Source organism: Peribacillus sp. NPDC101480 (assembly GCF_050277335.1).
Lineage (GTDB): Bacteria > Bacillota > Bacilli > Bacillales > DSM-1321 > Peribacillus.
This window is the reverse complement of the sequence record NZ_JBNNSB010000002.1, coordinates 632,606-646,969: the sequence shown is the minus strand read 5'-3', so window position 1 is coordinate 646,969 and position 14,364 is coordinate 632,606. Positions and strand designations below refer to the sequence as shown.

Sequence of the window (14,364 nt, the reverse complement as noted above, 5' to 3'; positions counted from 1 at the left end):
TTTATAAGTTTGAGGTAGAATATTACTAGGAACATACGTTCCTATTTTAAAAGAGAAAATAGTTTTAAATTTATATATTAAGATGGGGTGATTAGTTGAGAATAATATTATACTTAGTTGCTATTATAACTGCAAACGTTGTTACTGCTGCATTTGCTCCTTTTCAGCTTGGCGTATTCATAATCCCAATGGGCACTTTCTTAATAGGTGCTACTTTTATTTTTCGAGATTTGGTACAGAACAAATATGGAAGAAAGAAAACATATTTCTGTATTGCTATTGCTCTTGCTTTGTCAGCTTTAGTATCTTTTCTATTAGGTGATACTTTATTGATTGTCTTAGCATCATCCCTGTCATTTGTTATTGCAGAAACTACTGATACTGAAATATATACTCGTTTGAATTTACCAATGAGTTGGCGAGTATTATATAGTGGTATTGTTGGCGGGCTATTAGATTCTGTAATATTTGTAATTATAGGTTTAAGTCCAATTGGTGCGAACTTTATACCTTGGGAAGCAGTTCCATTTGCAATTTTTGGTCAGATTATTGTTAAAACGGTTATCCAGGGGATAGCTGCCATTATTATTAATGTGATTTATTACACATCTAGAAATCATACGGCAACACCATAAGATATACCACCTTGAGACTTATGGTAAAAGGATTTAAACTATTTTTTGATTGTTTAATAGAAGATGGACAGAAGTAAATTATTTTAAACACTGATAATTATACTGAACTCTCTAACATTTGGTATATAATTCAGAAATCCCCGAATCTACTCGATTTGGGGATTTTTCATAATTTCCGCAAATATCTTAACGTAAATTATTTATCCCCTTAACCATGAACATTTTATTGTCTGATTTATTTACCATATAGCAAATTAAATCAAACCTCTTTTATAGTGCAAAATATGGAAAGGGAATATTTCCAATAAATTGCCATTTTATTATTTTCAGTGTCCACAAAGCCGATATTAATTAATTTAATATAATTGAAAAAATAGAATATATTAATCATAATAAAGAAAAAAACGTGCTTATGTATAGGTATTATGGCATAATAGGTAATAAAATTACATATTTTGTGTATTGCAAAATAGAAGTGCAGAGCTTTGAAGTTAGAGTCCTGCACTTTGTTGCCAACCACCCCAAGTCCCTCTACTGTATAGGTGTCGAATCAATACAGAGTGGAGGATTACGAAAGGATGCTAGCAATGTCTGATATTAATTGTATCAAACACCTAAGGAACAAAAGAACAAAAAAGGACTATCTAATTGTTATTGCCCATAAAGGAACTACTTGAGGATTACAATCGATTCCTAGATGATGAGCGGGAAACGTGTTTTATGCTAAACAAAGACTTCCTATATAAAAAGTTCAATGAGGCTGTGCCCTTATATTAGAGTATCAAGATAATTTTGCTTTCCATAAGAAATAAGCTCAAAGAGACTAAGCCTCTTTGAACTTATTTTTTTAGAAAACGTATTGTCTATGCCATTCAATATATCTGAGATGATTCAGTTCAAGTTCTATTCTTAATCTCATGATTAATACGCAACAATTCATGATTTATTTTGTTAAAAAGCGGAGAAATATAGGGGAAAGGGCAGGCAGAGACATGGGACAGGCACCGTTTCCCTAGATGTTTAGGATTTATACTGCATTTCTTTTGTTTATATTACTGAAATATCACAAAAGGTTTCATATAACCTACGAATCTCTGTTTTATGGGACAGTAAACCTATAACTGTATCCTTTTTCCCACCGGACCCAGACACGAACCCGGACCAAACGATGAGCCCGACCGCTTTACCCTTAATCTTCCATTTGTCGAATGTTGTCGCGAATGCACGAAAATTAGGACTTATCATGTAAAATACTAGTTATATAGCTGATAAGTTTAATAGGTAATAAATACTGAACATTGTATGTTTGAGTGTTTGAAGTGTTTACAGAAAATGGTAGGACGAGGTGCTGTCCCCTTTGAGAGGAAGAATTGGTATGTTAGATGCGAAGGTAGAGTCACAACCGTGTTATATTAACTTAACCAAAAGAGCTTTGTCTGATATAAATGAGAATTTAGGGTATAGAGATGAGTTTTTTAGTGTGCGAACGGATAGAATTATTCACCTTCTTCTTTCCTCCCAGGATTCATTTCTTGTACATATTGAGAAAGCGACTGGTAGAACAGAAGAGGAGTTATATGTAAATCTCCATTTTGATTCCACGGAAAATAAGGGAATCATGAAATATGTGAAGGATCAGACGTTTAGTCTGTATGGAGTGGTAAAGGATGATGGATTGCTTGTTACGGGAATTAAGATTTTACCTTTTGGAATAGGTCAAGCAAATAACCGTCGGGTTACGTCCACACTGCATTTCTTCATTAATGAACGAAGTGCTACGTCCTTAACAGTAGAAACGCTAGAAGCAATCAAGAATCTCCCGTTTGCAAAAGAGCAGTCGAAGTTTGTGAAGAGTCGGCTAGAGAGCTGGGAAGTGTATCTCGATATGATTGTGGAAAAGGCAGAGCAGGACGAGGTGACGATGGATTTTCAATCTGCTAGGTTCACTGAACACTTACGAGAATTGAATATTCACTGTCCTTCTTTAAGAGGGCAAGTAGCTCGAAGGGATTTAAAGGGTGCCGAAGTGTCATTGCTGTGGGAGGATGACGGCAAGGACGAGGCAGATGAAAAAATCGGGACGGTTCGACGTTTTGATTTTGATAAGAATATTGTAGAGATTGAGCTTGATGAGGACTATGTGGAGCTCGCTAGGCAGAATAAATGGACGCCAGTGACAGCGGGGCTGGTGCATATTAGTAATCATGGTGGTTTAACACAGGCGAGGAGATTAAGAGGAGGATTTCGTGACCTGCAGAATGGTGTAGCGAAAAACCCGAATTTGGAGTACTTGCTATTTGAGGAAAATCCGGTGATGGATACATCTAGCAATGTGCAAAGCTTTGAATTTAAAGAAGCGATACAAGATAATTTAAACCATTATCAGCGTGCTGCAGTAAAAGGGGCATTAGCAGCAGAGGATATTTACCTGATTCAAGGGCCTCCTGGGACTGGGAAAACAACGGTCATCGCCGAAATTTGTTATCAGAATGTGGAGCGGGGTCTTAGAACATTAGTTGCGTCTCAATCAAACCTAGCAGTTGATAATGCACTTAGCAAGCTACTTGCACACCCTAAGGTCCGGATTCTCCGTAAAGGGCGCACAAAGAGTATCGAAGAAGAAGGCAAGAAATTCATCGAAGAAAATGTTGCAGAAACTTGGAAAAAGCAAACGCTGGAAAACATTCAACTTGATATTAAGGACATTGATCAGTTAATTGAGGAAAAGAAGAAAGAGATTAAGAAAAATCAGAATGTCCTGAAGTACAATGCAGAAAAACTAGCAGATATCGAAAAAGCACCATTGGTCAGAACGAAGCTGTTTCGATTACAAAATGAACTGCGTCACATCCAAGACCACGTGACTCAATTAAAGAATAAAGAAGAAAAGCATGAGCTAACGGAAAAGGAGCTCGAACAGAAATTACAGCAGGATTCCCATGAAGCTGCGCAACTTAAAGTGTTACTAGATAATTGGGAAGAAAGCAATAATTTTGATGAGAGGAAGGCTACTCTTCAGAATCGAATCAATCGTCTACGAGTAGAAATCGAATATCTCGAAGCACAGGAGTCTTTCGACAAAGCATCAGAACACTATAAAGAATTAGATTCCCAGTTAGAACGGCTGAGGAGACGTGAGAGAGAAATAGAGGATATCCTAATGGAAATTCCTCGGATGCATGATGTGGAGATTGTATCTTTTATTAATAGTAGAAGGTATATCAATTCTCCTGCGATTTTGCAAAAACAAATGCAACTATCTGAGTCGATTCGTATGGTTAATCAAGAAGAAGCTGGCAAGACACAGTTAGCGAGTGATAATGATACTTTTTCAAGGCTAGAAAAGCAATTAGATATTGTCATTGGTAGGCAAAAGAAGGTGCTCGTTCAATATGGGTATGATACAGAATTAGCAGAGACACTAGGTGGATCCGATGAGTATCCACATACAGACCTTATGCAGCTTGTTCCTCGTCTGGCAAATCGGATGATGGCATTCTCAGAGCCTTCTTTTCTACAAAACTTGAAATGGAAATTCACGAAAAAGCTCCCGAAACAAGTGGAGAAGTTAATAGAAGAATACAATCAAAGTATTGCTGCTAAAAAGCTACTAAAAGAGACGGTTGAGCGCAATAAACTGCGAATGGTGGAGATGAGAGAGGCAAAAAGTAAGCTTCCTCTTTTAACCGTGGAATTGCTGGAAGCACTAACTGATTATTATAAGCAAGTAGAAGTGAAGATAGAGAATGAAATCGGCGTTATCCATTTTGACATGGTACCAGGTAAAAATCAGGTGAAGAAGTGTCATCAGTTGTTGATAGAGTTGAAAGGAAAGTTGGATGGTGAGGAGCCGAGTAAAACTGTCTCTGAGTTAAGAAGATTAGTAGATGTTGCGGTGAGAGAGTTAACGGAGCTAGGAACAGAGGAGCAATATAAAAAGAGACTCATGATTCAGAAGCAGGAGAAAGAGTTTGCTTGTGAAAAATATGGGGTGCAGCTAAAAGAAATCACTCGTGAAGTGGAGGGGTTGGGCTTTAAGCTAGCAGAACTACTGCCAACTCTAGAAGACCTAGTGAAGCAAGTGGAAGAGAATCAGAAAATAGTTGATTATTTAAGTAGTATTAACGTAGAAAAAGAGAAAATGATGATTGATAAGAAGAACCAATTGATAAAACAGAGAATGGAGAGGTCGGATAATCATATTACAGCCTATATGAATCAACGGATGATGAAGGTTGAATGGTCGAATATGCTGCAGGATGCAAAGGATTATGACCTGAGAGAAATTAAAAAGCTGTATATTAAGCATGCGAATGTGATTGGGATTACATGTGTGCAGTCTGCGAAGAAGGATTTTGCTAGGGATTACCCAGATTTTGATGTGGTCATTATTGATGAGGTATCAAAGGCGACACCACCTGAACTGCTTTTACCGATGCTAAAAGGGAAGAAGGTCATTCTGGTAGGGGACCATCATCAGCTACCACCACTCATTGGACAGGAAACATTGGATGAAGTGATTGAGAAAATCCCGAATCCACAGAAAAAGGATGAGGTCAAAGCCAACCTGCAGGAATCTCTGTTTGAGCGCTTATTTAAAACTTTGCCAGATCAGTATAAAAGCACTCTCCGGATTCAATATCGAATGCATGAAGATATTATGGAAACAATCACTCAGTTTTATGAAGGGGAAAGTGAGGCAGGTTACGGATTAAGATGTGGGTTAGAAAATTCTAATAGAGAACGTGACCATTATTTAGACGGACAATATGTGAAGCGTGGTCAGCATATTATGTGGTTTGACCTACCGCATGAAGAGGGATTTTTTGAAACGAAAGAGAAGGGGATGACAAGTCCTTATAATGGTGCCGAGTTAAAAATCATCTCTGAATTGTTAGTCGACCTAAATGCTGCTGTCGACAAAGCAAAACAAGAAGGTAGAATCTCAGAGGATGCAACGAAGAATGTTGGTATCATTAGCTTTTACGGGGAGCAAGTGCGTAGATTAAGGCATTTAGTAGATGATCTTAAAGTAGAGCATCTCAAGTTTCGGGTCGGGACCGTCGATAGATTCCAGGGGATGGAAAGTGAGATTATTATCGCAAGCTTTGTACGTAATCATAGCAATAAAGAAGAGGATATTGGTTTTGCCAATGATTATCGTCGTTTAAACGTTGCGCTATCAAGGGCTAAAGAGCTATTAATTGTAACTGGAAGCTCAAAGATGTTTACTGTGCAAGCAAAACGAGCAGCAAGTAGGAAAATGTATACGAGGGTTATTGACACCATTCGTTTTAAAAACGGTTTAAGAGATCACAAGGGTCGTGTGAAATAGAAGGGATTGATTAGCGTTGTTATGGAAACTATGGGATGATTCTTCCACAGATGAATTTCAGGAGAGAATGCTCCATCAGGCGATAGAAGACAAAGAATATCTTCATATATTGGGGACAAAGGAATGGAAAATCCCGATCCACTATTATCACGTCCAGGTGACAGCATCGACGAAAACAAAGATTGATATGTTAAAAAAGATGGTTATGTTCTCCTTCTTAAATATGAATATTAGCCATCTGGATGAATTGAGCGGGTTTTTACATGTTGATACGTTATTTATCGAGGATATTGTTACGCAGATGATGGCGACAGGTGTGGTGGAAAAGGTAGATAGTGTGTACAAACTGACGAAAATTGGTGAAGAACAATTCAAAGCTGGAACCATTTTGAGTGAGCCAAGTACAGAGGTTATTCCATTTGAATATAGTGTGTTAAATCAGAATGCGATACAAGAGGAACCGACGAATGTAATGGTAAAAGAAGATTGGGAGTTAGATTTGTATCGTTATTCCAATGAAGTTGCCAATTTAGCGGGGACTATTTTAGAAGAAGATAAGCTTCGAGAGTACGTTCAAGAAAGTGGCAAAGTGTTTGAAGTCGGGGGAAATGAAAAAATCATTTCTAAGATTGAGCCCATTACTTTACAGGCTATGAAATTTGCGAAGTGTATCGAGTATCAATTGTACGATTTACTTGAAAACAAATTGTATGCACGTATCTGGAATGGAGCATCTGGTAGATGGGATGAACGTTTTGAAGAGGAGATTACTAGACTTGAAGGAGAAGCGTGGAAGTCTCATCATGATCAAGCGATTATCGAAAAATTTCCGGAGCGATATGAATATCTAAGAGGTAGATTGAAGGCTTTTCACAATAAGGGTAATAAAAATCAAAAGGTACTCGATATTTTAAGAGGGAAAGATATTCGAGCCCGGTTCATCAATTCCTTTTCCGAAACAAAACGAAAGATGCTCATGGTCTCACCGTGGATATCGGCAGTAGTAGTCGACCGAGATATGCTCTCGAGATTGCAGCAATTTGCTAAACAAGGAAAGACCCTCTATATCTCGTGGGGAATTGCGAAAAACATGGAGGCTGAGGACCGTAAGCCTAGTCCGGCGCTACTTAAAAGGCTGCAGGAGATTACCCATGAAGATGGCACACAGGCTGTGTTTGTTCGATGGTTTGGCAATCAGCATAACAAGGAAATTGTGGTAGATGCAAGAACACATTTACTAGGCTCGTATAACTGGCTGTCTTATCGTGGGGAATACAATATTCGCCATGAATCTGTCGTGGTGATAAAAGAAGAAAAAGTAATTAAGGATACGACTGTATATATTGAAGCGAAGTTTATTAACGCGCTAAAACAGGATTTAACAGCTCTTTTAAGCAATGTGAGCGCGCAGGTTGAACCAATTATCGTGAAAAATTGGATGAAAGAGCTCATTATGTTAGACAGCTCACTTGAAAAGAGAAAACAGCTATCAGATCAACTAATGGAGCATCTACGAAACAATGGACAAGTTGAATTAATACATGAACTTGCATCCCTATGGGCTCGTTATGATGTGGAAGACTTTGGTGTGCGTTCGTATTTAAGTGAATTGTTAAATGAAGAGAATTTTGACTTAGCGAAGGAATATTATGCGCTTTGTCAAAAGCATATAAAAACAAGCCCTATCTCTGAGTGGGAGAAGGCTCCTGAGTTATCGGAATATAAGGAATGGTTTGCAGAGCAGAAGGTTGTGGGGAAGACGAAGCCACAATTACAAGAGAAACCTACTCCGAAAGGTAATGCTAATGGGAAGAAACGAATACCGAGGAGTAAGAAGAAGAAGTAAGTTAATGGTGTCCCACTTTTATAGGTGGCCATTCATTAAAACTATTTAACTGTGTTTATTAATTTTTTCTGGAGGATAATAAGGGATAATTATTTGGATATGTAGCGAGGATAAATTGAATTGAATCGTTATAAAAAGAATAAACCTAAATACTTATTATTGACTAAGTATGGATTAGTAGAAGAATGTTTTTCCAGTACATAGATATATAGAAAGAAGTAAAAAGATAATGAACGATCCACATAAAGAAGAGTGTAACTGCTAAACTAAATTGAACAGTTTCTGACAGATAAAAATGAACACTTTTTGCCCGATATCATCTCGGCTAAGTTATGATGGGATTTTAACATCATTGTTTAGTTGAGGGATTTGAAAGGAGAAAAAACTAAAATTGTTAATGCAGGTTTATCATCCACACTTCAATTGTTGAAGGGGATGGGGCTGGTTTTGATATACAGTCGTATACAACAGATGGAAAAGTTAAATTTGATAGAAGTTAAAACAACTACTGCAGAAATTCAGACACCATTTATCCTAACATGTATGAGAAAGAGTAAAAAATGATACAAGTTACAATGCAAGAATGCTTGCTGGTTATGTTTGGGGTTGGACATCCGAAAATAGGGAAAATGGTGAAGTAAGTGATGAGAAAAAAACCGGAATATAATTTCAGTTCATTATGAGAGTTTGTTCATTAAAGATGCAATAGTCATTCATTAATAGAGTGGCTAATTGTATTGGAATTATTTTTTATCTCATTTTTTCTTTTTTTGTCTCATAATTTAAGATTACTCTTTGGAATGAGATACAATAAATAAAAGCCTCTAAAATGGCACTAGAGGCTTTTATTCTCTGTTTATAGCTGATGTACAGGAAGAACAGTGAACAGAATAAAATGAGATTGCCCTTACTAATATAATGTGAAGATTACGTGAATTGGTTAATGTAAAAAGCGAAGTTTCTTAAAAATACATATACGGTCTCACTATCACAAGATTACTTGGCGTTTTGAGATATAATTTTGTGTATTTTTATAACTTCCTATAATCAATCTTATGTAAAATCTCTTAGTCTTAAGTTGGATAACTCGTTTACCCGGATACCACTTCCTAAGAAGAAGGATAAAATCACAAAATCACGTTCCTTAATTAATCTAAATGGAGGAGTGTTAAGACCTGTATTTGGTGAAAGGGAAATGGATGTACCAGTATCGTGCAGAAGAGTCCGAAGGAAGCACTGAAATCTAATTTTTAATTAATGGATAACTTTGGTAAAGTTAGATTATAAAAATAACCAATCATCTTAGGGAGGAAGCAAATGAAGGTAAAAAAAATACATCATGTAGCTATAATTTGTTCCGATTATGAAAAATCAAAAAACTTCTATGTAAACATTTTAGGATGTGATATTAAGCAGGAAACATATCGGGCAGAAAGGAAGTCCTATAAATTAGATTTAATGGTGGGAGGGGAATATCAGTTGGAATTGTTTTCATTTCCGGATAGCCCCCACCGTCCAAGTTATCCAGAAGCAAGAGGGCTTAGACATCTTGCTTTTGAAGTAGAAGATATTCATCAAGCTATTGAAGGTTTAGAAAAAGAAAACATTCCAGTCGAACCTATCCGTGTTGATGAGTTAACAGGAAAAAGGTTTACTTTTTTTTGTGATCCGGATGATTTGCCTCTTGAAATATATGAAAAGTAGCAATTACCAGAAGGGATATGCATATTTCGATACAAGAAAAGACTTTCATCAAGGTGCCCTAAAACCAAAATAGTATTTAAAACGAAAATGGCAATCATTTTGTGATTTCCATTTTCGTTTCTTTATTTTTTACGTCATAAAATCCGAATTATATATTTGGTTTTTATCAACCTAGTGCAGTATTATTTCTAATAACTGGAATAAATATAGGGTGTTCGTTTATATTCTTAGGAGGCAAGGCTCATTATCTTGTGAATTTTAAAGGAAGACTTTTCACTCCAAAAACGAACGGACTTGGAATCGCCTTCAGCTCAGTCCCTTTTACACCTTCCAATTTTGCAAATGTACTTAATAGTGTCACGAGAGCTACTTCTGCTTCTAGACGTGCAAGCGGGGCACCTAAACAAAAATGAATACCAAACCCGAAACTCAAATGAGGATTTAATTTCCTTTCTAACGTAAACCGATTAGGTTCTGCAAACTTTTGTTCATCCCGGTTTGCCGAAGCGACCCAGCAAATTACTTGTTCCCCCTTTTGGATTGTTTTGCCCCCAACTTTGACATGTTCCTTTGTAACACGGCCAATTGCCTGTATTGGAGGATAAAAACGTAGTGTTTCTTCTACCAATTTTGGTATTAAAGGTAGATTTGTCCTAGCTTGTTCTTGAATGTTTTTATCTTCTGTCATATAGCGTACGGCATTTGTAATTAAATTAGTTGTTGTTTCATTTCCCGCAACTAATAATAAAACACAGAAAGATAGTACCTCTTCTTCTGTTAATTTTTCCCCATCAATTTTTGCTGCTAATAATAGCGAAATTAAATCTTCTTCAGGATTAACTTTTCTCTCTAAAATTATTTTTTTGAAATATTCTTTAAGAAACCCACTTCCTTCCTTACGTTTTTGTGCCATTCTTTGGAAGGCTTCATTTGAATTATCTTTGGCGCCTGCCACGAGAACATCAGAATAGGTTTTAAAAAGATCCCGATCCTTAGCAGGGACCCCCAATAATTCGGCAATTATTATGACAGGCAACGGACCAGCAAGGTTATGAACGAGATCCATAGTCACCTTCTCATTAACTTGATCGAGAAGGTAATGTGTCACCTCTTCGATTTTATTTTTTAAATCCTTCACTGCTTTAGGAGTGAATGCCTTGTTCACTAAGTTTCTCATTTTCGTGTGTCTAGGAGGGTCCATTGTCAAAATGCTTCCTTGAAGAGTTCCAGACCCTCGTTCCGATGAAAACAGTTTTGGATTTTTTAGAATATAATGTACGTCCTCATATCGAAACACATCCCAGCAGCTTCGAGCCTCATCGTACCTTACAGGAGTATTTTGTCGTAAACTATTAAAGATTGGAAAAGGAAATAATTGATCTGCGTTCGAAGCAATTTCGCTCATGGGGATGAGATTAGCATACTGCTCCACTGCGCTTGTTGATTTACGTTCTTGTGTCATGGTTTCATCTCTCCTTTTATTGTGACTAATATTCATACAGAATATAGTCATGAACCGGTTCATTAACTAAGATAACAAACTCGAAATTTGGTTTCAATTGACATAAATTGAGATATTTTTCAATGAGAAGAAAGTAATAACTCGGAAAATTTGATTCACCACCTATTGAAATACTCTTTTGAGTTTCATAGCTTCTCGTTAAAGGTCATGCCGCTACCCAAAGTCATGCCAGCAGTGTAACTATATTTACTGCACCCTTATCCACTAATATTTTAAGTCTGCTGCTGAAGTTTTTACCTTAAGCAATGGGTGGGTTTCTGAAAAGGGTGTTTCAATCTACTGATGCTGGGTACAGTTAAGGGAAATTTCATAACTATCAGGCAGAAAGGAAGTCCTATAAATTGGATTTAATGGTCGGAGGGGAGTATCAGCTGGAATGGTTCTCCTTTCCTAATAGCCCCCATCGTCCAAGTTATCCTGAAGCAAGAGGACTTAGACATCTTGCCTTTGATGTGGAAGATATTCATCAAGCGATTGAAGAGTTAGAAAGAGAAAATATTCTAGTCGAACCTATCCGTGTTGATGAGTTAACAGGAAAAAGGTTTACTTTTTTTGGTGATCCGGATGATTTGCCTCTTGAAATATATGAAAAGTAGGAATTACAAGCTTGGCTAGGAAAATGCGTGAAACTTTAGGACATGAAGTTTTTTGGGAGGTAAAACTTGGTTGAATTCAAAAGCTGAAAAGCGGTTGAAATGCAATATCGCTACACTAGTGTTATTCGGTAGATTCATGATTTCAGCACTATTACGAAAAAGGTTATTGACCCTACAATAAAAGGTGGAAAGGGGGCAGTATTTAGGTTAGGCAGTCTTCTCCATTAATATTGTTTGCATTCCCGATATTTCTTTAAGATCCCAACGGTCCACTTTATCCAAGTAGGGCTTCTTTTATTTTTCCGAAACATAAAAAGGGCTGTTAGTAATCTATTAAGTACTATACAGATTTCCAGGAAGCTTCATAAGATATAAAAAAGGAGGTACAAGCATTGAAAGAAAAAATAATTAACGCGGAAAATAACCGTTTCCGCTTAGTAACAGGTACATTTCCTGATAAAGAAACCGCCTAATGGCTGAAGAGCTGAAAATTCGTTATGGCTGGATTGTCTATATAATTCCGGAACAAAGTGAAAAAGACTGGAATTAAAATTAGTTAACTACCAAAAGGATTTGATGAAATAGGGAAATTAGTAGAGAGGATGACTGAATTGAAATTACAAGATATAAAAGGATCTTATGATGTAATCATTAGCCTAGGCAGTTGGTGTGGACCTTCTCTTAATTTAAGGCGGCATAATTTGAGGCGGTTTTCGTTTCCTCTTGATTGGGTTGTATCTAACTCACTCCCGGATGTAAGCAGATTATTGAAGAACAGATTTGTCGGATTTATGGACTTAAACAATATGAAGCAGGTAGATGGCATCGCTTCTTATCTTGATGATGGAGATGCGGTTTTTTCTGATGAAGGCGGTAAGCAGCAAGACGCCTATTTTATCCAAGATACCTATTATAATATTATTTCAGTCCATGATTTCCCAATAATACCTAATCAAGATTGGACTCATCTTTACCCTGCTTACAAAGAAAAACTTAATTACCGAATAAATAAGTTTATTGAAATAATTTCAAATAGCAAATCCGTCTTATTTGTTAGATGGGGGGCAGTTTCGGTTCACGATGCAGTTGAATTGCAATCCGTCTTGTCCGAAATGATACCGGGGAAATTTAATATCCTCTTCCTTGATCCACTAGCGGGGTTAAAAGGTGTTAATGAAATTGACTGGGGAATCAACGGCATTTGTACAGTGCAAGTACCCAGTGATGGTCCTAATGATGACTCAATGTGGGATTATGTTTATAATGGGCTAACCTTAACAAAAACATATTCTTAGTAGTGATTCCACGTCTTTTATTGCAAACGTTTAAATTTGGTGAAGCATTAATGGATTGAGAATATGTCTTTTTCCTTTATTTGAAGGATGGAACAAAAGAGTTATTTTTACGGAAGAAGAAAATTGTATCTTAAGAGTTAAAGGACACTCATTATTCTAAAAGAGTGTTTTTTTGTGCAGTAATCCACTGAATTATCTAAATTTTCCAAAATTACATTTGACCCAAATGGGACAGCTGATTTAGAATTGATATGTATATGAAATAATGTTTTGTATACAAAACATAAATAGAGAGGGAATATAGTTAGATAGTGAATTAAGTGTAAAAAATATTTGATTTAGGGAGGTAAGTAATATGTTTAAGAAAAAATTGGCGTTCGTTCTGATTTGTTTGGTGTTAATAGTTTCTGCATGCGGTCCAAGTGACGAAACAACTACAGAAGGAAATTCCGGAGGAAAAGCGGTAAAGCTTACTTTTACGGAACCTGCACGGTTATTGTCAGTTGCCCCATTGTATGTAGCCATCGAGCAAGGTTTTTTTGAAAAAGAAGGAATTGAAGCAGAGATTGTATCTGGTGGCGGAGGAGCACAAGTAATTGCTTCTGTATTATCAGGTGAAGCTCAGTTTGCGGTCTCGGGTCCTCGAAGTATGTTTACTCCTCTTGATAAAGGTGAAGAATTAATGGCGATTCAATCTTTAAATTCAGCGCTAACCTATCAAATTACTCTTTCTGAACAATATCAAAAGAAAAAGAATGTTTCTAAAGACTCATCATTTGAAGATAGAGTGGCTTCATTGAATGGCGCAACTATTGGTACAAATCTTGTCGGTGATTCTGGAGACGTATACACCCGCTATTTAATGCAAATGCATGGTGTTGACCCCGATACGCTTAAAACTGTCAAATTGGCAGGAGATGGATCGAAGATTGGCGGTATGCAGGAGGGGATTGTTGACGGTGGTATAGCATCGCCTCCAATGGGTTTACAGGCGGAAAGTAAAGATGTTGGTGAGATTGTAATCAATACAAGTGAAGAGCCAATGTATGGGAATATGGTCTGGGAAGCTGTTTTTGCTAAAAAGGAATATTTAGAAAAAAATCAGGAAACATCTTTGAAAGTAGTTCGGGCAATAGGGAAAGGTATGGAATTCACACGTAATAATCCAAGAGAGGCAGCCCAATCAATCGTATCTTATTTTGATGGAATTGATGTTGATATCCTAGAGGAATCACTAATCGGATTGAAAAACACTTTTAAAGGCTATGGGGAAATGAATCAAGAAGCTTGGGATAATGCCCAGGATCCATTAGTTGAATTCGGCAAGTTGTCAGGCGTTTCTACTAAACAGGATACTACTGAAGATGTTATTTGGACAAATAGTTATATAGAAGAAGCATTTAAAAAATAATTAGATAGAAAGGAGATGAT

At 36.8% G+C, this 14,364-nt stretch carries 7 protein-coding genes and 1 pseudogene; 7 read left to right on the top strand and 1 reads right to left on the bottom strand.

Annotated features, from left to right (window positions below; genetic code table 11):
• Nucleotides 1-95: 95 nt before the first annotated feature.
• The 4 genes from ACQKMF_RS10595 (at nucleotide 96) to gloA2 (ending at nucleotide 9,520) form a co-directional block, all read left to right on the top strand.
• Complete coding sequence (locus ACQKMF_RS10595; protein WP_427572990.1) at nucleotides 96-635, top strand: VUT family protein; 540 nt, start codon at nucleotides 96-98, stop codon at nucleotides 633-635.
• A 1,375-nt stretch (nucleotides 636-2,010) separates the two neighbouring features.
• Nucleotides 2,011-5,970 carry a DEAD/DEAH box helicase gene (locus ACQKMF_RS10590; protein ID WP_427572988.1) on the top strand — a complete coding sequence of 1,320 codons (3,960 nt, stop codon included), beginning with the start codon at nucleotides 2,011-2,013 and terminating at the stop codon, nucleotides 5,968-5,970.
• A 16-nt stretch (nucleotides 5,971-5,986) separates the two neighbouring features.
• On the top strand, nucleotides 5,987-7,816 hold the full coding sequence (locus tag ACQKMF_RS10585) for a phospholipase D-like domain-containing protein (protein WP_427572986.1): 1,830 nt from the start codon (nucleotides 5,987-5,989) through the stop codon (nucleotides 7,814-7,816).
• Nucleotides 7,817-9,133: 1,317 nt separating this feature from the next.
• Nucleotides 9,134-9,520, top strand: coding sequence for an SMU1112c/YaeR family gloxylase I-like metalloprotein (gene gloA2, locus ACQKMF_RS10580; protein WP_141995014.1), 387 nt, complete (start codon nucleotides 9,134-9,136; stop codon nucleotides 9,518-9,520).
• Nucleotides 9,521-9,764: 244 nt separating this feature from the next.
• Here gloA2 and ACQKMF_RS10575 read toward each other — a convergent pair whose 3' ends face one another.
• Nucleotides 9,765-10,982: a cytochrome P450 gene (locus ACQKMF_RS10575; protein WP_427572983.1), complete on the bottom strand. Its 1,218-nt coding sequence runs from the start codon at nucleotides 10,980-10,982 to the stop codon at nucleotides 9,765-9,767.
• A 374-nt stretch (nucleotides 10,983-11,356) separates the two neighbouring features.
• Between ACQKMF_RS10575 and ACQKMF_RS10570 the strand changes: the two are divergent.
• From ACQKMF_RS10570 to ACQKMF_RS10560, 3 genes and pseudogenes are all read left to right on the top strand, one after another.
• Nucleotides 11,357-11,638 (top strand): annotated as a pseudogene (locus ACQKMF_RS10570) (VOC family protein); the annotation flags it as partial.
• A 602-nt stretch (nucleotides 11,639-12,240) separates the two neighbouring features.
• Complete coding sequence (locus ACQKMF_RS10565; RefSeq protein ID WP_427572981.1) at nucleotides 12,241-12,933, top strand: DUF1796 family putative cysteine peptidase; 693 nt, start codon at nucleotides 12,241-12,243, stop codon at nucleotides 12,931-12,933.
• Between the two features lie 355 nt (nucleotides 12,934-13,288).
• Nucleotides 13,289-14,344 carry an ABC transporter substrate-binding protein gene (locus ACQKMF_RS10560; RefSeq protein ID WP_427572979.1) on the top strand — a complete coding sequence of 352 codons (1,056 nt, stop codon included), beginning with the start codon at nucleotides 13,289-13,291 and terminating at the stop codon, nucleotides 14,342-14,344.
• The last annotated feature ends 20 nt before the right edge of the window (nucleotides 14,345-14,364 follow it).